At 67.1% G+C, this 25,310-nt stretch carries 23 protein-coding genes and 1 tRNA gene; 4 read left to right on the top strand and 20 right to left on the bottom strand.

The genetic code is table 11. The annotated features are described in order from the left end of the window. Positions 1 to 87 precede the first annotated feature (87 nt). A complete protein-coding gene (locus C4E04_RS02135) occupies positions 88 to 648 on the bottom strand; it encodes a histidine phosphatase family protein (RefSeq protein ID WP_109594516.1) in 561 nt (186 codons plus the stop codon). A 29-nt stretch (positions 649 to 677) separates the two neighbouring features. Then, entirely contained in the window at positions 678 to 2,840 is a 2,163-nt protein-coding gene (locus tag C4E04_RS02130; protein ID WP_109594514.1) for a primosomal protein N', read from the bottom strand. A gap of 55 nt (positions 2,841 to 2,895) precedes the next feature. Here C4E04_RS02130 and C4E04_RS02125 point away from each other — a divergent pair, with 55 nt between their 5' ends. After that, a complete protein-coding gene (locus tag C4E04_RS02125) occupies positions 2,896 to 3,873 on the top strand; it encodes a tyrosine recombinase XerC (RefSeq protein WP_109594512.1) in 978 nt (325 codons plus the stop codon). A gap of 1,011 nt (positions 3,874 to 4,884) precedes the next feature. Here the strand turns inward: C4E04_RS02125 and C4E04_RS02120 are convergent. From C4E04_RS02120 to sdhC, 15 genes are all read right to left on the bottom strand, one after another. After that, a complete protein-coding gene (locus tag C4E04_RS02120; protein ID WP_109594510.1) occupies positions 4,885 to 5,505 on the bottom strand; it encodes a thymidine kinase in 621 nt (206 codons plus the stop codon). Positions 5,506 to 5,512: 7 nt separating this feature from the next. Continuing rightward, the gene (gene lpdA / locus C4E04_RS02115) at positions 5,513 to 6,913 is read right to left on the bottom strand and encodes a dihydrolipoyl dehydrogenase (RefSeq protein WP_109600674.1); all 1,401 of its coding nucleotides are present in this window, start codon (positions 6,911 to 6,913) and stop codon (positions 5,513 to 5,515) included. 120 nt (positions 6,914 to 7,033) lie between these two features. Next, a complete protein-coding gene (gene odhB, locus C4E04_RS02110) occupies positions 7,034 to 8,272 on the bottom strand; it encodes a 2-oxoglutarate dehydrogenase complex dihydrolipoyllysine-residue succinyltransferase (RefSeq protein WP_109594508.1) in 1,239 nt (412 codons plus the stop codon). A gap of 63 nt (positions 8,273 to 8,335) precedes the next feature. Continuing rightward, positions 8,336 to 11,296, bottom strand: coding sequence for a 2-oxoglutarate dehydrogenase E1 component (locus C4E04_RS02105; RefSeq protein ID WP_109594506.1), 2,961 nt, complete (start codon positions 11,294 to 11,296; stop codon positions 8,336 to 8,338). A gap of 5 nt (positions 11,297 to 11,301) precedes the next feature. Continuing rightward, entirely contained in the window at positions 11,302 to 11,796 is a 495-nt protein-coding gene (locus C4E04_RS02100; RefSeq protein ID WP_109594504.1) for a DUF1579 family protein, read from the bottom strand. Between the two features lie 16 nt (positions 11,797 to 11,812). Continuing rightward, positions 11,813 to 12,700, bottom strand: coding sequence for a succinate--CoA ligase subunit alpha (gene sucD / locus C4E04_RS02095; protein WP_109594502.1), 888 nt, complete (start codon positions 12,698 to 12,700; stop codon positions 11,813 to 11,815). 11 nt (positions 12,701 to 12,711) lie between these two features. Continuing rightward, positions 12,712 to 13,911, bottom strand: a complete 1,200-nt coding sequence (sucC, locus tag C4E04_RS02090) for an ADP-forming succinate--CoA ligase subunit beta (RefSeq protein WP_109594500.1) — start codon at positions 13,909 to 13,911, stop codon at positions 12,712 to 12,714. Positions 13,912 to 14,010: 99 nt separating this feature from the next. Beyond that, positions 14,011 to 14,973: a malate dehydrogenase gene (gene mdh / locus C4E04_RS02085; RefSeq protein WP_109594498.1), complete on the bottom strand. Its 963-nt coding sequence runs from the start codon at positions 14,971 to 14,973 to the stop codon at positions 14,011 to 14,013. A 227-nt stretch (positions 14,974 to 15,200) separates the two neighbouring features. Further along, positions 15,201 to 15,833 (bottom strand): TetR/AcrR family transcriptional regulator, encoded by a 633-nt coding sequence (locus tag C4E04_RS02080; protein ID WP_109594496.1) that lies wholly within the window; start codon positions 15,831 to 15,833, stop codon positions 15,201 to 15,203. After that, positions 15,830 to 16,990, bottom strand: coding sequence for a cell division protein ZapE (gene zapE, locus C4E04_RS02075; RefSeq protein WP_109594494.1), 1,161 nt, complete (start codon positions 16,988 to 16,990; stop codon positions 15,830 to 15,832). The genes C4E04_RS02080 and zapE overlap by 4 nt, the downstream gene beginning before the upstream one ends. Before the next feature lie 88 nt (positions 16,991 to 17,078). Beyond that, the gene (locus tag C4E04_RS02070; RefSeq protein ID WP_245416205.1) at positions 17,079 to 17,660 is read right to left on the bottom strand and encodes an AprI/Inh family metalloprotease inhibitor; all 582 of its coding nucleotides are present in this window, start codon (positions 17,658 to 17,660) and stop codon (positions 17,079 to 17,081) included. 171 nt (positions 17,661 to 17,831) lie between these two features. Continuing rightward, entirely contained in the window at positions 17,832 to 18,614 is a 783-nt protein-coding gene (locus C4E04_RS02065) for a succinate dehydrogenase iron-sulfur subunit (RefSeq protein ID WP_109594489.1), read from the bottom strand. Between the two features lie 95 nt (positions 18,615 to 18,709). Further along, the gene (gene sdhA / locus C4E04_RS02060) at positions 18,710 to 20,524 is read right to left on the bottom strand and encodes a succinate dehydrogenase flavoprotein subunit (RefSeq protein WP_109594487.1); all 1,815 of its coding nucleotides are present in this window, start codon (positions 20,522 to 20,524) and stop codon (positions 18,710 to 18,712) included. Between the two features lie 13 nt (positions 20,525 to 20,537). Next, positions 20,538 to 20,954 carry a succinate dehydrogenase, hydrophobic membrane anchor protein gene (gene sdhD / locus C4E04_RS02055; protein WP_109594485.1) on the bottom strand — a complete coding sequence of 139 codons (417 nt, stop codon included), beginning with the start codon at positions 20,952 to 20,954 and terminating at the stop codon, positions 20,538 to 20,540. Positions 20,955 to 20,968: 14 nt separating this feature from the next. After that, on the bottom strand, positions 20,969 to 21,364 hold the full coding sequence (gene sdhC, locus C4E04_RS02050; protein ID WP_109594483.1) for a succinate dehydrogenase, cytochrome b556 subunit: 396 nt from the start codon (positions 21,362 to 21,364) through the stop codon (positions 20,969 to 20,971). A 196-nt stretch (positions 21,365 to 21,560) separates the two neighbouring features. Here sdhC and C4E04_RS02045 point away from each other — a divergent pair, with 196 nt between their 5' ends. Together C4E04_RS02045 and C4E04_RS02040 are read left to right on the top strand one after the other, a co-directional pair. Further along, positions 21,561 to 22,448 (top strand): LysR family transcriptional regulator, encoded by an 888-nt coding sequence (locus C4E04_RS02045; protein ID WP_109594481.1) that lies wholly within the window; start codon positions 21,561 to 21,563, stop codon positions 22,446 to 22,448. Positions 22,449 to 22,716: 268 nt separating this feature from the next. Then, positions 22,717 to 23,361 (top strand): hypothetical protein, encoded by a 645-nt coding sequence (locus tag C4E04_RS02040; protein WP_245416380.1) that lies wholly within the window; start codon positions 22,717 to 22,719, stop codon positions 23,359 to 23,361. 22 nt (positions 23,362 to 23,383) lie between these two features. Here C4E04_RS02040 and folD read toward each other — a convergent pair whose 3' ends face one another. The 3 genes from folD to C4E04_RS02025 are packed head-to-tail and all read right to left on the bottom strand — an operon-like array spanning position 23,384 to position 24,899. Next, the gene (gene folD / locus C4E04_RS02035) at positions 23,384 to 24,277 is read right to left on the bottom strand and encodes a bifunctional methylenetetrahydrofolate dehydrogenase/methenyltetrahydrofolate cyclohydrolase FolD (protein ID WP_109594477.1); all 894 of its coding nucleotides are present in this window, start codon (positions 24,275 to 24,277) and stop codon (positions 23,384 to 23,386) included. Next, positions 24,274 to 24,588 carry a DUF167 family protein gene (locus C4E04_RS02030; protein WP_109594475.1) on the bottom strand — a complete coding sequence of 105 codons (315 nt, stop codon included), beginning with the start codon at positions 24,586 to 24,588 and terminating at the stop codon, positions 24,274 to 24,276. Before C4E04_RS02030 ends, folD begins: the two co-directional genes overlap by 4 nt. An 8-nt stretch (positions 24,589 to 24,596) precedes the next feature. Further along, complete coding sequence (locus C4E04_RS02025) at positions 24,597 to 24,899, bottom strand: YggT family protein (RefSeq protein ID WP_109594473.1); 303 nt, start codon at positions 24,897 to 24,899, stop codon at positions 24,597 to 24,599. 173 nt (positions 24,900 to 25,072) lie between these two features. Between C4E04_RS02025 and C4E04_RS02020 the strand changes: the two genes are divergently transcribed. Further along, positions 25,073 to 25,148, top strand: a tRNA-Ala gene (locus C4E04_RS02020). Positions 25,149 to 25,310 lie beyond the last annotated feature (162 nt).

The following is a 25,310-nucleotide window of genomic DNA, read 5'->3' as shown; positions in this document are numbered from 1 at the left end:
CGGTGCACTAGCATGGGTTTCCGGCAGGCGCAAGGCGAGGCGGAACAAGAGCCGAGGCTGTTCCGCCGCAGGCGAATGACGCCGGCCCTACAGGGCGAGGGTTGCGACCTCGCAGTTCTGCAATTGCCGCCCCGTCAGGTGATAGAAGAACGTTCCATGGCCGACCACCGCGATGAAGCTCTCGGGCCGGTCCGCAAGCCAGCCGCGGAACCGCCGGACCCGCTCCGCGAGGGTCTCGGCCGGCTCGCAGACGAAGCCGCGCTCGTCGGGCTCGCCCACGTTGTGCCACCAGATTTCCTCCAGGTGGTCGAAGGCAAGATGGGGGAAGTCCTGCGACAGGAGGGCCGGGGCCCGGCCCACGTCACAGCTGCTCTCCAGAGATTCCCTGTGCAGGCACTCGACGAGGATCGGCGGCGTCGCCGGGTGCTCTCCGAAGATCCCGAGGGTCGTCTGGATCGCCCGGGTCAGGGGCGAGGTCACCACGAGTTCGTAGGAATGCTGCCGCAGCTCCAGGGCCCGCTCGGCCGCCTGCCTGCGGCCCAGCTCCGTCAGCGGCGCGTCCGGATGCATCGGGTCGCAGCCGGTCTCGGCGAAATGGGCGTTGAAGGTGGACTGGCCGTGGCGGATGCAGTGGACGATCTTCGGCATGCTCTCTCTCGTGGGTCGGACCCGGTGAATCACAAAAAGCTCTGGGGGTCCACGTCGATGGTGACGCGGGTATTGCCTTTGGCCTTGGGGCAGCGCGCCATCCAGGCGCGCAGGTAGCCCTGGAGGTCCACCTCCCGCTCGGTCTTCACCAGGAGGCGGAAGCGGTAGCGGCCTCGGATCAGCGCGAGGGGCGCCTCTGCGGGCCCCAGAACCGCGACTCCGGGCGGCGGCTCGGCGATTCGGGCCATGGCCCGGGCATGGGCCTCTGCGGCCTCGCGCTCGGCCGCCGACACGATGAGGGAGGCCAGGCGCCCGAAGGGCGGCAGGCCCGCCAACTCGCGCACCCGGGTCTCCTCCCGGTAGAATCGCTCGGCATCGCCCGAGACCAGGGCCGCGATGACCGGGTGGTCCGGCTGCCAGGTCTGGACCAGGGCCCGGCCCGGCTTCTCGCCGCGTCCCGCACGGCCCGTGACCTGCTGGAGGAGCTGGAAGGTGCGCTCCGCCGCCCGGGGGTCGCCGGAGGTCAGGCCGATATCCGCATCGAGCACGCCGACCAGGGTCATGAGCGGGAAGTTGTGCCCCTTGGCGACCAGCTGGGTCCCGATCACGATGTCGAACTCGCCCGCCGCGATGGCCGCGAGCTCCCGGCGCAGGCGCTCGGTCCCGCCCGGAAAATCGCTGGAGAGCACGATGCCGCGCCGGTCCGGGAACAGCTCCGCCACCTCCTCGGCGATCCGCTCCACGCCCGGTCCGCAGGAGACCAGGGAATCGATGCTGCCGCAGGCGATGCAGGCCTGGGGCGTGCGCTCCACATGGCCGCAATGGTGGCAGACGAGGGCCCGCCGGAAGCGGTGCTCCACCAGCCAGGCGGAGCAATTGGGGCATTCGTAGCGGTGGGCGCAGGCCCGGCAGAGGGTGAGCGGCGCGTAGCCCCGGCGGTTGAGGAACAGGAGCACCTGCTCGCCCCGGCCCAGATTTTCCTCCATGGCTGCGACCAGGGCCGGCGACAACCAGCGCCCCTTGGGCACCTGCTCCCGCCGCAGATCGACGGCCCGGATATGGGGCAGCTGCCGCCCGCCGAAGCGCTCGGGCAGCTGCACATGGCGGTAACGGCCGCGCTCCACGTTCACCCGGCTCTCGATGGAGGGAGTTGCGGAGGCCAGGACGACGGCGGCGTTCTCGATCCGCCCGCGCACCACCGCCATGTCCCGGGCGTGGTAATGGACCCCGTCCTCCTGCTTGTAGGCGGTCTCGTGCTCCTCATCGACCACGATGAGGCCGAGCGCGGCATAGGGCAGGAACAGGGCCGAGCGGGCGCCCGCCACCACCTTCACGTCCCCGGACGCGATGCCCGCATAGAGCCTCTCGCGCTTGCGGCCCGTCACGCCCGAATGCCACGTGGCGGGCTTGACGCTGAATCGGGCCGCGAACCGGTCGAGGAACTGGGCCGTGAGGGCGATCTCGGGCATCAGGATCAGTGCCTGCCGCCCCTGCCGGATCGCCTCGGCCACGGCCTCGAAGTAAACCTCTGTCTTGCCGGAGCCAGTGACGCCCTCGAGGAGGGTCACGGGCGCATGGTCCTCGGCCAGGGTCGCCACCAGAGTGTCGGCGGCGGCGCGCTGGTCCTCCGAGAGATCGTTATGGCGGAAATCCGGATCCGGGATGTCGGCCGCAGGCTCAGCCAGCAGGGTCACGGTCTCCAGGGTGCCCTCGTCGATCAGGCCGTCGAGGACCCCGGCGCTGACGCCGGCCTCCTGGGCGAGGTCCCGCTTCAGGCGCACGAGGCCGTCCCGGGCCACATCCACGACCCTCTGCCGGGCAGGCGTCATCCGTTTCGGGAGCGTCCCGACAAGGCGCACGCCGACCCGGACCGCCTCTGGCCGCTCCCCGTCCACGAGCTTGAGCCCCATGGCGAGGGCGGAGCCCTTGGGCGCGAGGGTGTACCAGGCGACCCAATCGAGGAATTTGCGCATGTTCGGCGACAGGGACGGCGCCTCGATTCGCCCCGTCACGGCCTTGAAATTGGCACCCGAGCCGGGCCGGAGGCTCCAGACAACACCCGCCACCTCGCGGGTGCCGAGGGGCACCTGCACCACGTCCCCCTCCTGGAGGGTCAGCCCATCGGGCACCGCGTAGCTGTAGGCCGTGTCCAGCGCGAGCGGAATGAGGACATCGGCGACCTGGTTCGTCATTCGGATCGGATTAACCTGTCCCTTCTACCCTGTCTGCCTTGCATAAAGCGGGACCATGTCAAGCAGCGATTCCCCGTCCGCCCTCGATCTCGTCCTGCCCGGCGCGGCCGATACGCGCCAGGAGGCGATGCAGTGGCTCGCCTCCCTGGCCAAGGAGCGGCGGCTTTCGCCCAAGACCGTGGAGGCCTATGCCCGCGACCTGCGGCAGTTCCTGACCTTTCTCACCGGGCATCTCGGCGAGCCGCCCTCCGTGAGGGCGATCCTGGAGCTCAAGCCCCTCGACATCCGCTCCTTCCTGGCGGCGAGGCGCATGGGATCGGTGCAGAGCCGCTCGCTCATGCGCCAGCTCGCGGCGCTTCGCTCCTTTGCGCGCCATCTGGAGCGGGAGGGCCACGGCACGGCCTCGGCCTTCGCGGCGATTCGCACTCCGAAGGTCGACAGGAACCTGCCCCGCCCCCTCTCGGCCGCCTCCGCCGTCGCCGTGACGGACACGGAGCTGCGGGCGGGGGAGAACCGGAAACCCTGGATCCTGGCGCGGGACGCGGCGGTCCTGTCCCTGCTCTACGGGGCGGGTCTGCGCATCTCCGAGGCGCTCGGGCTCCAGCGCCGGGATGCCCCCGTCAACGGCATCGATTCGATCACGGTCACGGGCAAGGGCGGCAAGATGCGCAGCGTCCCCGTGATCTCGCCGATCCAGCGGGCCGTGGAGGATTATCTCCACCTGTGCCCCTATGCGCTGCCGCCGGAGGGCCCGCTCTTCGTCGGCGCGAGAGGCGGCCCGCTCTCGCCGCGAATCATCCAGCTCGCCGTGGAGGAGCTGCGCGGCGCCCTCGGCCTGCCGGCCAGCGCGACACCCCACGCCCTGCGCCACTCCTTTGCGACCCATCTCCTGGCCCGGGGCGGCGACCTGCGCGGCATCCAGGAACTCCTGGGCCACGCCTCGCTCTCGACGACCCAGCTCTACACCAAGGTCGATGCCACCCGCCTCATGGACGCTTTCGATTCGGCCCATCCCCGGGCGCGGAGGAAATAGTCGCGAGGCGGATCCGACCCAAAGGGCCCAGTGCCACGCCCTGTCCTACTCTCCTTCCCCTGTGGATTTCGGGTGTTCGCGGGAGGCGCTATGCCGCCCTCTCCCCCCTTGTGGGGAAGAGTTGGAGAGGGGGGTGTTGGCGCAGGACTTTCAGACCGTAGTCCTCACACCCCCACCCTGACCCTTCCCACAAAGGGGAGGGGAAGTGTCGCGCTTCCTCCGTCATTCCGGGACAGCGCGAAGCGCTGGGCCCGGAACCCATAAACGCTGGCGATGCAGGACAAAGCGCAGCGGTTCTGACAGCTCTTCATTCTGAGACGCTGGGGGTTATGGGTTCCGGGCTCGCCTGCGGCGCCCCGGAATGACGGAAAGCGCTTGGGAATGACGATGGCGCCCTGAAGGCATGCCGCTGCGTCCTCCGGGCGGTGAAGCCCGGAGGAGACAGCAGGATCGAGGGGGACGAGAGGATCGCTCCGGCTCTGAGGGGATGAGGGATAATGCGGTGAGCCGAAGCGTCAGCGCGCACGGTTTGTTTCGGCGGACCGGCCGCGGAAGGTCCACGTACTGCCCGGACGCGGCCTTGCGGTGAGAACCGCACGCGGCGCCGGGCCAGCCCGGACCTCCGGCTCTGCCGGGGCCACCTGCGCCCCACCTTGCGTCGGGTGGGACCACAGGACCGTTCCGCTCCCCGCATTCGGCGACGCCTCGCGAGCGCGCCCCTCGGCGGGAGCAGGTGTGCAAGGATATAGCTTAGCTTGACCAGCCTGTCAAGAACAAACAAAGAACAAGCGGGCGCGACGGCTTTCCCTCCCCCTTGTGGGGAGGGCCAGGGTGGGGGTGTGAGCGCTACGGTCTGAAAGTCCTGCGCCAACACCCCCTCTCCCATCCGGGAGAGGGAGAAGCGGTGGAGCGGTCGCGCACAACCGGTTTCCCCTCCCCTGTGGAGAGGAGAGCAGGACTGCGCTTCCCGCGTGAACTTGAGATCCGTGGGCGGAAGAGTTGCGTGTCCCGCTATTCCGCCGCCGTGGCGGTCAGCAATTGCCGGGCCGCGGGGCCGATGTCGCCTTTGGTCCAGTGGGAGCGGCAGACAGAGACGTAGCGGCCCTCGCCGCCGATCTCGATCACCTCGCCGGAGCGAACGGCCTCGCCGTTGCGGTCGTATTTGAGGATCATCGTGGCCTTGCGGCCGCAATGGCAGAGCTGCTTGATTTCCTGGAAATCGTCCGCGAGCGCCATGATGACGGCGATCGCCTCGCTGAACAGGGTGCCGTAGACATTGTTCTTGAGCCCGTAGGCCATGACCGGCACGTTCAGCTCGTCCACGATCCAGGCGAGCTGGCGCGCCTGGTCGGCGGTCATGAACTGGACCTCGTCGATGAGGACGGCCGTGACCGGCCGCTGCGCATGTTCCGCAGCGACCAGCGCGCCGATATCGTCCGTGCTCTTCAGCGGGATTGCGTCCGCCTCGATCCCGATGCGGGACCGAACCTGGCCGATGCCGAACCGGTCGTCGATGAGGCTCGTGAACAGCAGCACATGGCCGCCGTTCTCGATGTAGTTGTAGCGAACCTGCAGGAGATGGGTGGTCTTGCCTGCATTCATCACCGAGTAGAGGAAGTGAAGCTTCGCCATCGGCGGCTTACATGTGGATCGCGCGCTTCTCGACGGCGAGCGCCGCTTCCTTCACGGCCTCCGCAAGGGTCGGATGCGCATGGCAGGAGCGGGCGATGTCCTCGGACGAACCGCCGAACTCCATAGCGATCACCGCCTCGTGGATGAGGTTGCCCGCTTCCGCGCCGATGATGTGAACGCCGAGCACCTTGTCGGTCTTGGCGTCCGCCAGGATCTTCACGAAGCCGTCCGTGGTGCGGTTCACCTTGGCGCGGCCATTGGCCGTGAACGGGAACTTGCCCACGTTGTAGGCGATGCCGGCCGCCTTCAATTCCTCCTCGGTCTTGCCGACGGAAGCAACTTCCGGGGAGGTGTAGACGACGCTCGGGATCACGTCGTAGTTCACGTGGCCCGCCTTGCCGGCCAGGATCTCGGCCACGGCCACGCCCTCATCCTCCGCCTTGTGGGCCAGCATGGGGCCGGCGATCACGTCGCCGATGGCATAGATGCCCGTGACATTGGTGGAGAAATGCGCGTCCGTGTGGATGCGGCCGCGATTGTCCTTCTGCACGCCGAGCTCGTCGAGGCCCAGCCCCTGCGTGTAGGGCACGCGGCCGATGGCGACGAGCACCACGTCAGCCTCGAGGGTCTCGGCAGCGCCACCGGCGGCCGGCTCGAAGGTGAGCGTCGCGCCCTTGGCGCCCTTCTCGACCTTCGTGACCTTGGCGCCGAGCTTGAACTGGAAGCCCTGCTTGGAGAGGATGCGCTGGAAGTTCTTGGCGACCTCGCCGTCCATGCCGGGCAGGATGCGGTCGAGATATTCCACCACCGTCACTTCGGAGCCGAGGCGGCGCCACACCGAACCGAGCTCGAGGCCGATGACGCCTGCGCCGATGACCACGAGGCGCTTCGGCACGGTTGCGAGTTCGAGCGCCCCGGTCGAGGACACGATCGTCTTCTCGTCAATCTCGATGCCGGGCAGACGCGTGACGTCGGAGCCCGTCGCGATGACGATGTTCCGGGTCTGGAGGATCTGGTTGGACCCGTCCTCGCCCGTTACCTCCACCTGGCCCGCAGCCGCGATGCGCGCGGTGCCGTGGAAAGCGTCGATCTTGTTCTTCTTGAGGAGGAACTCCACGCCCTTGGTGTTGCCGTCGACGCCTTCCTGCTTGAAGGCCTGCATCTGCTTGAGGTCGAGCTTCGGCGCGTTCACGCCGATGCCGAGATGGGCGAAGTGGTCCCGCGCGTCCTCGAACATGTGGGAAGCATGGAGCAGCGCCTTCGAGGGAATGCAGCCCACATTGAGGCAGGTGCCGCCGTGGGTCTTGCGCTTCTCGACGACCGCGGTCTTGAGACCGAGCTGCGCGGCGCGGATGGCGCAGACATAGCCGCCCGGGCCGGTACCGATGACGATGAGATCGTAGGACATGGGAGTCATCCCCTTGGACGTCATGGCCGGGCTTGTCCCGGCCACCCACGTCTTGGGACGGCCGCCCGGCTCGGAAGGCGTGGATGCCCGGCCATGAGGCCGGGCATGACGAGGTGTTTCTTACAGGTCGAGGACGAGGCGCGCCGGATCCTCGAGGGCGTCCTTCACGCGCACCAGGAAGGTCACGGCTTCCTTGCCGTCGACGATGCGGTGATCGTAGGACAGCGCCAGATACATCATCGGGCGGGCCACGATCTGGCCGTTACGCACCACGGGGCGCTCCTCGATGCGGTGCATGCCGAGAATGCCCGATTGCGGCGCGTTGAGGATCGGCGTCGACATGAGCGAGCCGTAGATGCCGCCATTGGTGATCGTGAAGGTGCCGCCCTGCATCTCGTCGATGGAGAGCTTGCCGTCGCGGGCGCGGCGGCCGAAATCGGAGATCGTCTTCTCGATGCCGGCGATCGACAGCTGGTCGGCGTCGCGCACCACCGGCACCACGAGGCCCTTCTCGGTGCCGACCGCGATGCCGATGTGATAGTAGTTCTTGTAGACGATGTCCTGCCCGTCGATCTCGGCGTTCACGGCCGGGACGTCCTTGAGGGCCTGGATCACCGCCTTGGTGAAGAAGCCCATGAAGCCGAGCTTCGTGCCGTGCTTCTTCTCGAACACGTCCTTGTACTGGCTGCGCAGGGCCATGACGGCGCTCATATCCACGTCGTTGAACGTGGTCAGCATGGCGGCGGTGTTCTGGGCATCCTTCAGGCGGCGCGCGATGGTCTGGCGCAGCTTGGTCATCTTCACGCGCTCTTCGCGCTCGGCATCCACCGGAGCCGAAGGTGCACGCACCTGAACCGGGGCCGGAGCCGCAGCGGGCGCGGCGGCGCCGGTCGCGACGGCGGCGAGCATGTCGCCCTTCGTGACGCGGCCGTCCTTGCCGGTGCCGGCGACACCGGCCGGGCTCACGCCGCTTTCTGCCGCGATGCGGGCGACCGCGGGGCCATGGTCCTTAGCGGCGCCGGGGGCTGCGGGAGCCGGAGCGGCGGGCGCAGCCGGAGCGGCCTTGGGAGCCTCTGCCTTCGGGGCCTCTGCCTTGGCGGCGGGTGCAGCCGCAGCGGCGCCGCCTTCGACGACGGAGCCGAGCACCGCGCCGGGCGTCACCGTCTCGCCGTCCTTGGCCAGGATGTCGCCCAGAGTGCCGCTCGCCGGAGCATTGACCTCGAGGGTAACCTTGTCGGTCTCGAGTTCCACGACGGGCTCGTCGGCCTTCACCGGGTCGCCGGGCTTCTTGAACCAGCGGCCGATGGTGGCCTCTGAAACGGATTCACCGAGGGTGGGTACGCGGATTTCGGTTGCCATGTTCGTCTTGTCGTTTCAGGGCCCGGGGGCCCGTGGGAAAGGGGTTGAGATCCTTCGCGGCATTTAAGCCGCGAAAGCCTCGTCGAGGAAAGCCTGCAGCTGCGCCAGGTGCTTGGACATCAGACCCGTGGCCGTGGCCGCGGAGGCTGCGCGGCCCACATAGCGGGGACGGTCCACCTTCGAGCCGGCGGTCTTGAGCACCCATTCCAGATAGGGCTCGACGAAGGTCCAGGATCCCATGTTCTTGGGCTCCTCCTGGCACCACACCACGTCGGCCTTCTTGAACCGGGCGAGCTCCGCCGCGAGCGACTTGGCCGGGAACGGATAGAGCTGCTCGACGCGCATCAGGTAGACGTCGTCGATCCCGCGCTTCTCCCGCTCCTCGTAGAGGTCGTAATAGACCTTGCCGGTGCAGATCACCACGCGACGGATCTTGTCGTCCTTGACGAGCTTGATGCCGTCGGAGAGCCGCTGCGCATCATCCGCCAGGACACGATGGAAGTACGTGCCCTCCGAGATCGCGCTCAAGGGCGACACGGCGCGCTTGTGGCGCAGCAGCGACTTCGGCGTCATCAGGATCAGGGGCTTGCGGAACTCCCGCTTCAGCTGGCGCCGCAGGATGTGGAAGTAGTTCGACGGGGTCGAGCAATACGCCACCTGCATGTTGTCCTCGGCGCACATCTGCAGCCAGCGCTCGAGGCGGGCCGAGGAGTGCTCGGGGCCCTGGCCCTCATAGCCGTGCGGCAGCAGGCAGACGAGGCCCGACATGCGCAGCCACTTGCGCTCGCCCGACGAGATGAACTGGTCGAACACCACCTGGGCGCCGTTGGCGAAGTCGCCGAACTGGGCCTCCCACAGGGTCAGGGCGTTCGGCTCCGAGAGGGTATAGCCGTACTCGAAGCCGAGGACCGCCTCCTCCGAGAGCATCGAGTTGATGACCTCGTAGCGGGCCTGTTCCTCGCGGATGTGGTTGAGGGGCGTGTAGCGCTCCTCGTTCTCCTGGTCGACCAGCACCGAGTGACGCTGCGAGAAGGTGCCGCGCTCCACGTCCTGGCCGGACAGGCGCACGCGATGGCCTTCGAGCAGGAGCGAGCCGAAGGCGAGCGCCTCGCCCATGGCCCAGTCGATGCCCTCGCCGGTCTCGATCATCTTCTTGCGGTTGTCGAGGAAGCGCTGGATCGTGCGGTGGACGTGGAAGCCCTCCGGAACCGTGGTCAGCGCCTTGGCGATGTTCTTCAGGGTCTCGACCGGAACGCCCGTCTGGCCGCGGCGCGGATCGTCCTGGTCCTCGCGGACGGCCTTGAGGCCGGCCCAGCGCCCGTCGAGCCAGTCGGCCTTGTTGGGCTTGTAGTTCTGGGCGATGTCGAACTCGGCCTCGAGCTTCGAGCGCCAGGCGCTCCGCATCTCGTCGATATCCGCCTCCGTCACGGCGCCTTCAGCCAGGAGCTTCTTGGAATAGAGCTCCAGGATCGTCGGGTGCGACCGGATCTTGCGGTACATCAGCGGCTGGGTGAAGGACGGCTCGTCGCCCTCGTTGTGACCGAAGCGACGGTAGCAGAACATGTCGACCACGACCGGCTTCTGGAACTTCTGGCGGTACTCGGTCGCGACCTTCGCGGCGAAGACCACGGCCTCCGGGTCGTCCCCGTTCACGTGGAAGATCGGCGCCTCCACCATCTTCGCCACATCCGACGGATAGGGAGACGAGCGCGAGAAGCGCGGATCGGTCGTGAAGCCGATCTGGTTGTTGATGATGAAATGGATCGAGCCGCCGGTGCGGTGGCCGCGCAGGCCCGACAGGCCCAGGCACTCCGCCACCACGCCCTGGCCCGCGAAGGCCGCGTCGCCGTGGATGAGGAGCGGCATTACGGCCGTGCGGTTGTCCGGCGAGCAGCCGTGCTGGTCCTGCTTGGCGCGGACCTTGCCGAGCACCACCGGATCGACGATCTCCAGGTGCGAGGGGTTCGCGGTCAGCGACAGGTGGACGTTGTTGCCGTCGAAGGTGCGGTCCGAGGAAGCGCCGAGATGGTACTTCACGTCGCCCGAGCCCTCCACGTCGTCGGGCGCGAAGGAGCCGCCCTTGAACTCATGGAAGAGCGCCCGGTGCGGCTTGCCCATGACCTGGGTGAGCACGTTCAGGCGGCCACGATGGGCCATGCCGAGAACGATCTCCTGCACGCCGAGATTGCCGCCGCGCTTGATGATCTGCTCAAGGGCCGGGATCAGCGACTCGCCGCCGTCGAGACCGAAGCGCTTGGTGCCGGTGTATTTCAGGTCGAGGAACTTCTCGAAGCCTTCCGCCTCGACGAGCTTGTTGAGGATCGCCCGCTTGCCCTCGCGCGTGAAGGTGATCTCCTTGTCGGGGCCTTCGATGCGCTCCTGGATCCAGGCCTTCTCGGCCGGATCGGAGATGTGCATGAATTCCACGCCGAGGGTCTGGCAGTAGGTGCGCTCCAGGATCGTGACGATCTCGCGGATGGTCGCGAATTCGAGCCCGAGCACGTTGTCGAGGAAGATCCGGCGGTCCCAATCGGCATCCGTGAAGCCGTAATGGGAGGGATGCAGTTCCTGGTCGTTCGGGCGCGGATTGATGCCGAGCGGGTCGAGCTTGGCATGGAGGTGGCCGCGCACCCGGTAGGCGCGGATCAGCATGATGGCCCGCACCGAATCCCGGGTCGCCTGGAGCACCTGCTCCTGGCTGATCTCGGAACCCTTCTCGGTCGCCTTCGCCTTGATCTTGTCGCCGACCGCCTTCTCGACCTGGGCCCAGTTGCCGTCGAGGGCCGAGATCAGCTCCCCGTTGGCCGCAACGGGCCAGTTCGGCTTCTTCCAGGAGGCGCCGCGGGCGTTCTCGACGACGGATTGCTTGTCGTCCTTGAGCGCCCCGAAGAAGGCCTGCCACTCCGCATCGACCGAGGACGGGTCGTTCTGGTAGCGGGCATAGAGCTCCTCGATATAGGGCGCATTCGCCCCGTAGAGGAAAGCGGTGTTGAGGAAAGCTTCGTTGGCGTCCTGGCGGGACATGATCGTTATTCCTTAAGCGACAGAGGATGGGGGTCCTCGGGACGGCGCCGGTAGAGGCCTGTCATGACAGGCATCCAGCTGGCGCCGCCGTCCCATGAATTCTCGATGGCAAGCTCGTACTCGTGAGCGTTGCGGATGGCGAAGGTGTGACGGGCGATTGCGCGCGGCGACCGGCGCAGAACCGTGAGCGTATCGCCCTCCCAGGATCCGCCTGCCGGATCGGCCGGCGGGAACCCAAGATTGTCGAACCAGAAGAGCCTGTATTCGTTCCGATCTGAATCGTACGTAAACAGACCCTTCGCCTGGACGGTCTCGCGGCCGTCCCGCTCCTGGCGGTAATCCTGCTCCAGCAGGAAACCGCCAAGCGCAATCCGATTGTCCACATGGCTCGCCGCAGGACCACCCTCCATCCAGGGGGTGTCCGAGAGCACTTCCTCCCCGGTCCAGAGCCCGGCGAGGGCCTGGAGGCGAAGATGTTCTGCTCCCGGTTGCGGCGCCATGAGACGTCCCCTCGCCTCAGCGGCCCTTGAGCACGTCGACGAGGGTCTTGCCGAGGCGCGCCGGGGACGGCGACACGCGGATGCCCGCGGCCTCCATGGCGGCGATCTTGTCCTCGGCACCGCCCTTGCCGCCCGAGATGATCGCGCCCGCATGGCCCATGCGGCGTCCGGGAGGAGCCGTGCGGCCGGCGATGAAGCCGACCATCGGCTTCTTGCGGCCCTTCTTGGCCTCACGGGCGATGAACTCAGCCGCCTCTTCCTCGGCCGAGCCGCCGATCTCGCCGATCATGACGATCGACTCGGTCTTCGGGTCGGAGAGGAACATGTCGAGCATCTCGATGAACTCGGTGCCCTTCACCGGGTCGCCGCCGATGCCCACCGCCGTCGTCTGGCCGAGGCCTTCGTTGGTGGTCTGGAACACGGCCTCGTAGGTGAGCGTGCCGGAGCGGGACACGATGCCGACCGAGCCGGGCTTGAAGATGTTAGCCGGCATGATGCCGATCTTCGATTCGCCCGCCGTCACGATGCCGGGGCAGTTCGGGCCGATGAGGCGCGACTTGGAGCCTTCCAGCGCCCGCTTCACGCGCACCATGTCGAGCACCGGAATGCCTTCCGTGATGCAGACGATGAGCGGGATCTCGGCGTCGATGGCTTCGCAGATCGCATCGGCCGCGCCCGGAGGCGGCACATAGACGACCGAAGCATTGGCGCCGGTGGCCTCGCGCGCTTCCATGACCGTGTCGAACACGGGCAGGTTCAGGTGCGTCGAGCCGCCTTTGCCGGGCGAGGTGCCGCCGACCATCTTGGTGCCGTAGGCGATGGCCTGCTCGGAATGGAAGGTCCCGTTCTTGCCGGTGAAGCCCTGGCAGATGACCTTGGTGTTCTTGTCGATGAGGATGGACATCAGCGCGTACCTTACTTCCCGCCGCGGACGGCGTTCACGATCTTCTGGGCGGCATCGTCCAGGTCGTCGGCCGGGATGACGTTGAGGCCGGACTCGCGGATGATCTGCTTGCCTTCCTCGACATTGGTGCCTTCGAGGCGGACCACCAGCGGAACCTGCAGGCCGACGGTCTTCACGGCCGCGATCACGCCGCGGGCGATGACGTCGCACTTCATGATGCCGCCGAAGATGTTGACCAGGATGCCCTGCACGTTCGGATCGGCCGTGATGATCTTGAAGGCCGCCGTGACCTTCTCCTCGGACGCGCCGCCGCCGACATCGAGGAAGTTCGCCGGCTCCTCGCCGTAGAGCTTGATGATGTCCAGCGTCGCCATGGCGAGGCCGGCGCCGTTGACCATGCAGCCGATGGTGCCGTCGAGGGCGATATAGGCGAGGTCGTACTTGGACGCCTCGATTTCCTTCTCGTCCTCCTCCGTCAGGTCCCGGAGCTCCATGAGCTCGGGGTGCCGATAGAGGGCGTTCGAGTCGAAGGAGATCTTCGCATCGAGGCACTTCAGGTGACCGTCCTTGGTGACGATCAGCGGGTTGATCTCGAGCATCGACATGTCCTTCGAAACGAAGGCCGCGTAGAGCTTCGTCACGAGGTCGCCCGCTTCCTTGGAGAGGGCGCCCGTGAGGCCGAGGGCCTTGGCGACCTTGCGGCCGTGGAAGGGCTGAACGCCGGTTGCCGGATCGACCGAGAAGGTCAGGATCTTCTCAGGGGTGTCGTGCGCCACCTGCTCGATATCCATGCCGCCTTCCGTCGAGACGACGAAAGCGACGCGGCCCGTGGCGCGGTCGACCAGCATGGAGAGGTAGAACTCGGTCTCGATGTCCGAGCCGTCCTCGATATAGAGGCGGTTGACCTGCTTGCCGGCCTCGCCCGTCTGCACGGTCACGAGGGTGTTGCCGAGCATCTGCTTGGCGAATTCCTTCACCTCGTCGACCGACTTGGCGAGGCGCACGCCGCCCTTCTCGCCGGCAGCGGCTTCCTTGAACTTGCCCTTGCCGCGGCCGCCCGCATGGATCTGGGACTTCACGACCCAGAGCGGGCCACCGAGCTCTTTGGCAGCAGCCTCGGCCTCGTCCGGGGAGAAGATGGCCTTGCCCCGGGACACGGGCAGGCCGAACTCCTTGAGGATGGCCTTGCCCTGGTATTCATGGATATTCATGTGTTCGCGCTTTCAATTAGCGGATGGCGAATGGCGAGCAGCGAGTCCAAGTGAGCGGCGAGAGCGTTTGGAAAGTTCGCTCGCCGCTCACCCTCGCCCTTAGGCCAGAGCCGGATTGATCTGCTTGCAGGCGTCGACCAGACCCTGCACGGAGGCGACGGACTTCTCGAACATCGCCTTCTCGTCGCCCGAGAACTCGACCTCGAGGATGCGCTCGACGCCCTTGGCGCCGATCACGATCGGAACGCCGACGAACATGTCCTTCACGCCGTACTGGCCCGTCAGGTAGGCGGCGCAGGGCAGGACGCGCTTCTTGTCCTTGAGGTAGCTCTCGGCCATGGCGATGGCCGAAGCCGCCGGGGCGTAGAAGGCGGAGCCGGTCTTGAGCAGGTTGACGATCTCGCCGCCGCCTTTACGGGTCCGCTCGACCATGGCGTCGAGCTTGGCCTGCGTGGTCCAGCCCATCTTCACGAGATCGGGAAGCGGAACGCCTGCGACCGTGGAGTAGCGCACGAGCGGCACCATGTCGTCACCGTGGCCGCCGAGCACGAAGGCCGTGACGTCCTTGACCGACACGTCGAACTCTTCAGCCAGGAAGTGACGGAAGCGGGCCGAGTCGAGCACGCCGGCCATGCCGACGATCTTCTCGGGCTTCAGGCCGGAGAACTTCTGCAGCGCCCAGACCATCGCGTCGAGCGGGTTGGTGATGCAGATCACGAAGGCGTTCGGGGCATATTGCTTGATGCCGTTGCCGACGGCTTCCATGACCTTCAGGTTGATGCTGAGAAGGTCGTCGCGGCTCATGCCGGGCTTGCGCGGCACGCCGGCCGTGACGATGATCACGTCGGCGCCTTCGATGGCCGCATAGTCGCTGGCGCCTGCATACTTGGCGTCGAACCCATCGACCGGGGCGGACTCGGCGATGTCGAGACCCTTGCCCTGAGGAACGCCGTCGGCGATGTCGAAGAGGACGATGTCGCCGAGTTCCTTCAAGCCTGCCAGATGAGCGAGCGTGCCGCCGATCTGGCCGGCGCCGATGAGCGCGATCTTGGAACGAGCCATGGAGATATCCTTGGATGGTATGGAGGCGCGAGCCTTTAGGGGTGGGGCTGTTTGACTCAGAAATGGGGCGCCTTCAAGCCATCGAAAGGTTAAAGCACAAGGACTTAGGAGTTAATTTGCCGGCTAAGTCATAGGCCTTTTCATGAAAGCCCTTGGGACCCAAGGCTTTAGGTCGATTGCCGGATCGGACAATAAGTCGTTACAAATTTCCGATTTTGTAACCGCCGTTACACCATACCGGTTGATAGAGCCCGGAGCATGACCCGGATCACGGCCGCGAGGCGCTGGTCGAGAACCTCCTGGGGCATGTCGGCGTCGAGCCGCACGGTCAAGGGATTGATGAACCGGTGGGACATGTCCGTCACGAGGGCAAGCGCCCGCTCCCGGTCCCGGGGGTCGAACTTCGCCGTCGCGATCCCTTCGTCGAGAACACGCTCCGTGAGCTGGCGCATGCGGGCCCGATGCTTGCGCACCAGGGGGCGGGAGGTCTCCGTAGCGGCGCAATAGACGTCGAAGAGATGCCGATTCTCCTTGAGCAGCTCGCGATGGGTCCGGGCCGAGGCCTGGATCAGCCGCTCCAGCTTGTCGTCGGCCGGGTCCGGCGCATCGGCGATGTCGGCGATGAGCGCCTCGAGGGACCTGAGCCACTGCCCGGCCACCGCGTCGATGAGGGCCGCCTTGGACGGGAAGTACCGGTAGACATTGGCGTGGGTCATGCCCGCCGCCTCGGCGATGCCGATCACCGTGACCTGACGTGGCCCCAGGCGCTTCAGGTGATCGGCCGCGATGGCGAGGAGACGGGTATCGGCCGGAGCGGATGCCCCCGCGAAGCGAAGGGAGCCGCCGCGGGGCCGCTTCATGTCTCGACCAGGCCCGTGCTCTGGCCGGAATCGGCCGAATCCACCGGTCCGTGCGGCAGGGACAGGTAGTCCCCCGAGCGCATCTCGATGAGGCGCGACACGGTCCGGTCGAACTCGAAGGCTTCGCGGCCCGTATCGGCCTGGTAGAGCTCGGGCGCCTCGGCCTCGGCGGAGGCCAGGAGCTTCACGTGGGAATCGTAGAGCGCGTCGATCAGCATGATGAAGCGCTTGGCCTCGTTGCGGCGATCGAAGTCCATCCGGGGAATGTCCTCCAGGATGAGCGTATGGAACTCCTCGGCGATGGCAAGGTAATCGGCCGCCCCCAGGGGGACCGAGCAGAGCTGCGCGAAGGTGGCGCGCGCGACCCCGCCAGCAGCCTCGGGGATCTCGACCGGATGGCCCTTTACCGTGAGCGTGACCGGCTCCCCATGGCTGCGGCCCGACAGGCTCCGGAATGCCCGGGTCAGGGCCTCATGGGCTCGCGCATCGGCGGGCGTATGATAGACGGGGCTCCCGGCGAGCTTCTCCAGGCGGAAATCCGTGCGGGCCTCGAGCTTGAGGACGTCCATCCGCTCCCGCAGCAGCGAAATGAAAGGCAGAAAGAGGGTGCGGTTCAGCCCGCCCTCATAGAGCCGGTCCGGCTCCACGTTGGACGTGGCCACCACCACGACCCCATGGGCGAACAGGGCCGTGAAGAGCCGCCCGAGGATCATCGCGTCCGCGATGTCCGTGACCGTGAACTCGTCGAAACAGAGGACCCAGGCTTCCTGCGCCAGTTCCTCCGCCACGGGCGCGATGGGATCGTCTCCCCTCACCTGCCCGGTCTTCAGCTTCTGGCGGAAGGCGTGGATGCGCCCGTGCACGTCGGCCATGAAGGCATGGAAATGCACCCGGCGCTTCCGCCGGACGGACAGCCCCTCGTAGAAGAGGTCCATGAGCATGGTCTTGCCGCGCCCGACCGATCCCCAGACGTAAAGGCCCTTGGGCGGCGCGGGGTTGCGCTTGCCGAACAGCCAGCCGAGGGCGCTGTTCTTCCGCGCCAGGCGGAAGCCGCTCAGGCTTTCGGCAAGGGCGTCGAGACGTGCGACGAGCTTGATCTGAGCCGGGTCGTGTTCGATGGCGCCGGCCCGCACGAGCGCGTCGTAGCGGGCGGCCATGGATTTCGACGACAGGGATTGTGACGGAAGGGAAGGATCGTGGGGCACGCGAGACCGATACTCTTCTCCCGCTCCGAGCGCAAACGGCCTATCGCGAGAGCGTGAGGGGCGCGCCCGACTTGGCGAGGACGCCGTTCAGGGAGCCGGACGAGCCGCGCAGGCGAGCCGCGACGGCGCCGCCCGTCTGGTAGAGATATACCTCGCCGTCCCGGTAATCCCAGGCATAGATCTTCGACAGGTCCTGGCTCGGGCAGCCCGAGGCGGAGGCCCGGTAGAGGTCGAGCGACGGGGAGCTGGTGAGCTGCACCCGGCAACTGCCGCCGGCGACTGTCGCGGTCCAGTTGCCCACCATGGCGGTGCGGCTGGACGGCGCAGGCGCCGCGGCCGGCGCGGGAGCAGCCGGCGGCGGAAGCCCTGCGACCTCCTGCTCGGCGCCCGGCATGCCCGACATGGGCGCGCCCGCAACAGGCGGGAGGGGCTGGCCTTCGAGCGGCGGCAGGGGAGCGGACATCACGGGCCCGGACGGCACCGCCTCCACAGGGGCGGGGCTCGCGGGCGCGGCCGACGCGCTGCGGATCGGAGCCCCACCGAGGCGCGCCGAAGAGCAGGCGCCGAGGGTCAGCGCGGAGCAGATCGTCGCCGTCACGATCCAGAAGGGGCTTTTCATCATCGTCCTCATCATGCTTGGCCGTATGCCCGACACCAATGCGCATGGCCGCGACCCGTTCCGCCGGATCCGGTCGTGCAGGCTCGACCTTGAAACTCGTCCGAAGAGTATGGCGTCGCCCGCGACAAAAAAAGGCGCCCGAGGCGCCTTTTGTCAAAGTGTTGCATACAAGCGTCACACGGTCCGCGCGACCATCATCTTCTTGATCTCGGCGATGGCCTTGGCCGGGTTGAGGCCCTTGGGGCAGGTATTGGCGCAGTTCATGATCGTGTGGCAGCGATAGAGCCGGAACGGATCATGCAGGTTGTCGAGGCGCTCGCCCGTATGCTCGTCGCGGCTGTCGATGAGCCAGCGATAGGCCTGGAGCAGGGCGGCCGGCCCTAGGAAGCGGTCGCCGTTCCACCAGTAGCTCGGGCACGAGGTGGTGCAGCAGGCGCACAGGATGCACTCATAGAGGCCATCGAGCTTCGAGCGCTCCTCCGGCGTCTGGCGCCATTCGGTCTCGGGCTCGGGCGTCTCGGTCTGCAGCCAGGGCTCGATGGCGGCGTGCTGGGCGAAGAAGCTTGTGAGGTCCGGCACCAGATCCTTCATCACCGGCATGTGCGGCAGGGGATAGATCTTGATGCTGTCGGTCTTGCAATCGTCCATGCCGAGCGTGCAGGCCAGCGTGTTCTGCCCCATGATGTTCATGGCGCAGGAGCCGCAGATGCCCTCACGGCAGGAGCGGCGGAAGGTCAGGGTCGGGTCGACCTTGTTCTTGATCCACAGCAGGGCGTCGAGAACCATCGGGCCGCAATCGTCCCGGTCAACGTAATAGGTGTCGATCTTCGGATTCGCGCCGTCGTCCGGGTTCCAGCGATAGATGCGGAACTCCTGCACGTGGTTCGAATTGGCCGGCTTCGGCCACTTCTTGCCTTCGGTGTATTGGGAGTTCTTGGGGAGGGTGAACTGGGCCATTCGGTCTTACCTTGCCTCTGCTGCATCATGCCCCGGCCATATCCTGGCCCGGGTGGGCATGGCCGGCCGGGCGGACCCGGCCGGGATGTCTGCCGTCAATACACGCGAGCCTTCGGCTCGATGTACTGGATCTCGTTCGACATGGTGTAGGTGTGCACCGGCCGGTAATCGAGCGTCACCTTGTGGGAGGTGTCGTCGAGCCAGGCGAGGGTGTGCTTCATCCAGTCCTTGTCGTTGCGGTCCGGGAAGTCCTCGCGGGCATGGGCGCCGCGGGATTCCTGGCGGTTGAGCGCGCCTTCCATGGTCACGACCGCCTGGCCGATGAGGTTGTCGAACTCAAGGGTCTCGTAGAGATCCGTGTTCCAGATCAGCGAGCGGTCCGTGACCTTGATGTCTGCGGCGGCGCTCCAGACCTTGTGGATGAGGTTCTTGCCCTCAGCCAGGACCTCGCCGGTGCGGAACACCGCGCAGTTGTTCTGCATGGTCTTCTGCATCTCGAGGCGCAGTTCCGCCGTCGGGGTCGAGCCGTTGGCGTGACGGAAGCGGTCGAGGCGGGAGAGCGCGAGGGCATCCGCGTCCTTCGGCAGGTCCGCATGCTTCTCGTTGGGGGTCAGGATCTCGGCGCAGCGCAGGCCGGCCGCGCGGCCGAACACCACGAGGTCGATGAGCGAGTTGGAGCCGAGGCGGTTCGCCCCGTGAACCGACACGCAGGCCGCCTCGCCCAGCGCCATGAGGCCCGGCACGACCGTATCCGGGTTGCCGTTCTTCAGGGTCAGCACCTCGCCGTGGTAGTTCGTCGGGATGCCGCCCATGTTGTAGTGGACGGTCGGGAGGACCGGGATCGGCTCCTTCGTCACGTCGACGCCCGCGAAGATCTTGGCGCTCTCGGAAATGCCCGGAAGGCGCTCATGCAGGATCTTCGGATCGAGGTGGTCGAGGTGGAGATAGATGTGGTCCTTATTCTTGCCGACGCCGCGGCCGGCCCGGATCTCCATGGTCATGGCGCGGGAGACCACGTCGCGGGACGCGAGGTCCTTCGCGGAGGGCGCATAGCGCTCCATGAAGCGCTCGCCCTCGGAATTGGTCAGATAGCCGCCCTCGCCGCGCGCGCCCTCGGTGATGAGGCAGCCCGCGCCGTAGATGCCGGTCGGATGGAACTGGACGAACTCCATGTCCTGCAGCGGCAGGCCGGCGCGCAGCACCATGGCGTTGCCGTCACCCGTGCAGGTATGGGCGGAGGTGGCCGAGAAATAGGCGCGTCCGTAGCCGCCCGTGGCCAGGATGGTCATGTGGGCGCGGAAGCGGTGGATCTCGCCGGTCGACTGGTCGAGCGCGACGACGCCGATGCAGCGGCCTTCGTCGTTCATCATCAGGTCGAGGGCGAAATACTCGATGAAGAAGTTCGTCTGGTTGCGAACCGCCTGCCCGTAGAGGGTGTGCAGGATCGCGTGGCCGGTCCGGTCCGCAGCCGCGCAGGTGCGCTGGGCCGTGCCCTTGCCGTATTCCGTGGTCATGCCGCCGAAGGGGCGCTGGTAGATCTTGCCTTCTTCCGTGCGGGAGAAGGGCACACCCCAGTGCTCCAGCTCGTAGACGGCGGCCGGCGCGTGGCGGCAGAGATACTCGATGGCGTCCTGGTCGCCGAGCCAATCCGACCCCTTCACGGTGTCGTACATGTGCCAGCGCCAGTCATCCGGCCCCATATTGCCGAGGGAGGCCGAGATGCCGCCCTGCGCCGCCACGGTGTGCGAGCGGGTCGGGAAGACCTTGGTGATGCAGGCGGTGCGCAGGCCGGCCTGGGAACAGCCGACGGTGGCGCGAAGGCCTGCGCCGCCGGCGCCCACGATGACCACGTCGAAGGTGTGGTCGATGATCGTGTAGGCCTTGCCGTTGATGTTGGTTGCTTGGGCCATGGGGTGAACTCCTTTAGATCAGGATCCGGCCGAGGCTGACCTTCAGGATCGCGTAGAGGCACGCGACGGCGATGATCACGGCATAGAAATTGTTGGCGATCACCGCGGCGATCTTCAGACCCTTGTCGTGGACATAGTCCTCGATGACGATCTGCATGCCCAGCCGCATGTGGTTCGTCACCGAGATGACGGCCAGGAGGAGGATGATCGCGACGAGCGGATGAGACACGATGGCGATCGCTTGCTCGTAGGAGGAGCCCGCGAGGGCCGCCACGATGATGACGAACGCGATGATGAGCGGGATGTTCGACACCGCCGTGACGCGGTGGATCCACCAATGCTCCACCCCGTGCCCGGAGGCGCCGAGGCCCTTCACGCGGGAGAGCGGGGTGCGCATGGAAACGCGGGTATCGACCCTGTTGTCGGCCATGGAACTCGTCTCCGTCAGAACAGCAGCAGGGCGACGGCCCAGATCAGGACCGTCAGGACGACCGACCCGATGAGGGTGAAGCGGGCCATGTTGATGCGAACGCCCGGCTCCATCCCGTGCCCGAAATCCCACACCAGATGGCGGACGCCGCCGAGCATGTGGTGGAGGAGCACCCAGGTATAGCCGAACAGGATCAGGAGCCCGAGCGGCGAGCCGAAGAACCAGTGCACCGTCTCGAAGGCGCGGGGCCCGGACGCGAGGGCCACGAGCCAGATCGCGAAGAGCGCAATGCCCCCGTAGAGGGCGATGCCGGCTGCCCGATGGACGACCGACATGGCCATGGTCCAGGTCCAGCGGTAGATCTGCAGATGCGGGGACAAGGGCCTGGGGGCCACCTTCACCTCAGCCATGCGTTCGCTCCTGATCGACGAAAATGTCGCACACGATTTGGAATGGTTCGTAACTGAAGCGCGGGACCATCGCAATGCATCTTCCGCACAACCGATGACAGGTGCACACTTCGTCAGCCGCGAAGTTTGCTTTAAGCTCGCCTCTTGCGCAATCTGTCATTATTCTAATCTACCTTCGCGAAACACGAAGGATGCCATGCAATTCGACCTGACCGACCTGAGCCTCTTCCGCCACGTGGTCGAGGCGGGCAGCATCACCCACGGGGCGGAGCGCGCCCATCTGGCGCTCGCCGCCGCCAGCACCCGCATCCGCAACATGGAAAAATCCCTCGGCGCGCCGCTGCTCCTGCGCAACCGGCAGGGGGTGGTGCCGACCCCGGCCGGCCGGACCCTGCTCCAGCATGCCCGGGCCATGCTGGCCCAGGCCGAGCGGCTGAGGGAGGATCTGGGCGCGTACATGGGCGGGCTCGCGGGACAGATCAGGATCCTGTCCAACACCAATGCGCTGACCGAGTTCCTGCCGGAGGCGCTCGGCGCCTTCCTGGCCGGGCACCCGCAGGTCTCCATCGATCTGGAGGAACGTCTTTCCGACGAGATCGTCGGGATGATCGCCGAAGGGGTGGGCGATATCGGCATCGTGGCCGGAACGGTCGATACGGGCCGACTCCAGACCTTCCCGTTCCGGAGCGACCGCTTCGTCCTGGTGGTGGGCCGGAACCACCCCCTCGCGGCCAGCCGCTCCGTCGCCTTCGCGGAGGTGCTGGGGCACGACTTCGTGGGCCTGGACCGGGCGAGCGCCCTGCAGCGTTTCCTGGCCGACAAGGCGGGGCGCATCGGCAAGCCCCTGCGCCTGAGGGTCCAGCTGCGCAGCTTCGATGCGGTGTGCCGCATGGTGGAAGCCGGGGTGGGCCTCGGCATCGTGCCTGAGACCACGGCCCAGCGCGCCACCCGCACCATGGATATCGCCATCGTGGCCCTGGAGGATTCCTGGGCCGCCCGCGACCTCACCCTCTGCATCCGCTCCATGGACACCCTCGCGCCCTCGGCCCGGCAGCTCGTGGAGCATCTGCGCAGCCGATCTTAGAGCATCGGGCGCAAAAGTGGGAGCCGGCTTTGCGTGAAAAGATGTTCAATAACAGAAACTTAAAGCCACGGACTTGAGCTCTGGCTCACGCCCGTGGCTTTAAGCGCAGCCGGTGGGCTCCCCCTGCCCTACCAAGGCTTGGCCATCACGGAGTTTTCAATCAGGCCGCTGCCGGCCCCGTGTTAGCCTCCTGTCATCGCCCGCATGACAAGGGCGCACCGGAGGAAGACATATGCGCGGAACAGGCAGCCTTTGGCTCGCGGCCTCCATGGCCGTTCTCGTCCTGGCCCCAGTCCATTCGGCACGGGCCCAGAGCGCCGGCGGCGCGGCCGATATGACGTTCTTCGTCACCAGCGTCGGCTCAGGGAAAGGCGCGGATCTCGGCGGCCTCGAGGGCGCGGACCGGCACTGCCAGTCCCTCGCGCAAGCCGCCGGCGCCGGCCAGAAGACCTGGCACGCCTATCTCTCGACCCAGGCGGCCGGCGGCACGCCTGCGATCAATGCCCGCGACCGGATCGGCCGCGGCCCCTGGCAGAACGCCAAGGGCGTCGTCATCGCCAAGGACGTCGCCGAGCTGCACGGCGCCAACAACCTGACGAAGGAAACGGCCCTGACCGAAAAGGGCGAGACCGTGAAAGGCCGGGGCGACACGCCGAACACGCACGACATGCTCACCGGGACCCAGGCGGACGGCACCGCCTTCCCGCCCGGCGAAGACCGGACCTGCGGCAACTGGACGAAGAGCGGAACGGACGGCGCCGTCATGCTGGGCCACCACGACCGCATGGGCCTGGACGAAACGCCCCCGGCCAAGTCCTGGAACACGTCCCATCCCTCCCGGGGCGGCTGCAGCCAGGACGCCCTGAAGAGCACCGGCGGCGCGGGCCTGTTCTACTGCTTCGCGACGAACTGACCGGAGCGCCCGGAGGGCCGGATCAGTCGAGTGCCGGCATCGGGAGGCCCCGCCGCAGGCAGGCGGCCTCCAGGGTATTGCGCAGCAGGCACGCGATGGTCATCGGCCCGACGCCGCCCGGCACGGGCGTGATGGCGGACGCCACCCGGGCGGCCTCCTCGTAGGCCACATCGCCCACGACCCGGGTCTTGCCCTCTCCGGCGGCCGGGTTCGGCACCCGGTTGATGCCCACATCGATGACGATGGCGCCGGGCTTCACCCAGTCGCCCCGCACCATCTCGGGGCGGCCGACCGCCGCGACCAGGATGTCGGCCCGGCGGCAGACCTCCGGCAGATCGCGGGTCCGGGAATGGGCAACCGTGACCGTGCAGCTCTGGGAGAGTAGGAGCTGCGCCATCGGCTTGCCGACGATATTGGACCGCCCGATCACGACCGCATCGAGCCCGGCGAGGTCCGGCCGGATGGAGCGGATCAGGAGCAGGCAGCCCAGGGGCGTGCAGGACACGAAGCCCGGTACCCCGGTCATCAGGCGCCCGGCATTGACCGGGTGGAACCCGTCCACGTCCTTGGCCGGATCGATGGCCTCGATCACCTTCTGGGCGTCGATCTGCTTCGGCAGGGGCAGCTGCACGAGAATGCCATCGACGGCCGGATCCGCATTGAGCCGGGCCACAAGGGCGAGGAGCTCCGCCTCGCTGGTGGAGGCAGGCAGCACATGCTCGAAGGAGGCCATGCCGGCCTCGACCGTGAGCTTCGCCTTGCTGCGCACATAGATCTGGCTCGCCGGATCCTCGCCCACCAGGACTACTGCCAGGCCGGGGCGGATGCCTTGCCGGCCGAGATCCGCCACTGCCCCGGCAATCCGGCTCCGCAGGCCGGCCGCATAGGCTTTTCCGTCGATGATGGTCGCGCTCATGAATCCTGTCCTGTCAGGGCGGCGAAGCGGGCCGCGAGGGCGGCGGCATCGCCTTCGATGAAAAACGTCTTCAGCCGGGCGGTTGCGCCGGTCGCCAGGGTCACGGCCGAGGCCGGCACGCCGAGCGCCTTGGCCAGGAGCCGCCGGACGGCCTCGTTGGCGGCCCCGTCCTCCGGCGCCACCCGGACCCGGACCTTCAGGACCCGGCTCCCGTCGGCCAGGGCCTCGATGCCCTCCACGGCATCACGCCCGCCGCGCGGGGTCGCCCGGACCCGGATCTCGATCCCGCCGCTGCGGGGCCGGCACGGCATGGAGCGGCCTAGAGGAGGTTCGCCGGAATGTATTGCTGCATCAGCCGGATCAGCAGGTTCTGCAGGAAGATGATGAGGAGGATCAGGATCACGGGCGAGATGTCGATGCCGCCGAGATTCGGCAGGATGCGCCGGATCGGCCGCAGGGCCGGCTCTGTGACCGCATCCAGGAAGCTCAGGATGGACCGGACGACGTCGTTGCGGGTGTTGATCACGTTGAAGGCCACCAGCCAGCTCAGGATCGCCGAGGCGATGATGAGGTAGGTGTAGAGCTGGAGGGCCAGGAGGATGACTTCGAGCAGGGATCGCATGGGAAACTCGTCAGGATCGGGCGTTCGTCATGTAGCGTTCCTGGCCCGGCGGAACAACCCGGACGCGCCCTGCCCGCCCCGGGTCACGAAAGTGGGCAGAGCCCCTTGGATCCCGATTGACAGACGGAAGCGCTCAGGCCTAAAAGTCCGCCGCTTGGTCTTCATGCCAGACCGGGGCTGTAGCTCAGATGGGAGAGCGCTGCAATCGCACTGCAGAGGTCAGGGGTTCGAATCCCCTCAGCTCCACCAAGTCTTCCCCATAACCTACGTCGAGCCTTTCCAACGTCGGGCCCCTGGCGCGCAGCCTTGTGGCGGCCTATGACGCCGCGCTGAGCGCTCCGCTGGTAAGCCAACCCTGCAGGGATGCAGGTGCATCGCTCGCCCGTCTTCCGAGGGGCGTGAGGGGGCATG

Source organism: Microvirga sp. 17 mud 1-3, from assembly GCF_003151255.1.
GTDB lineage: Bacteria > Pseudomonadota > Alphaproteobacteria > Rhizobiales > Beijerinckiaceae > Microvirga.
This window is presented reverse-complemented; position numbering and strand designations above follow the sequence as displayed.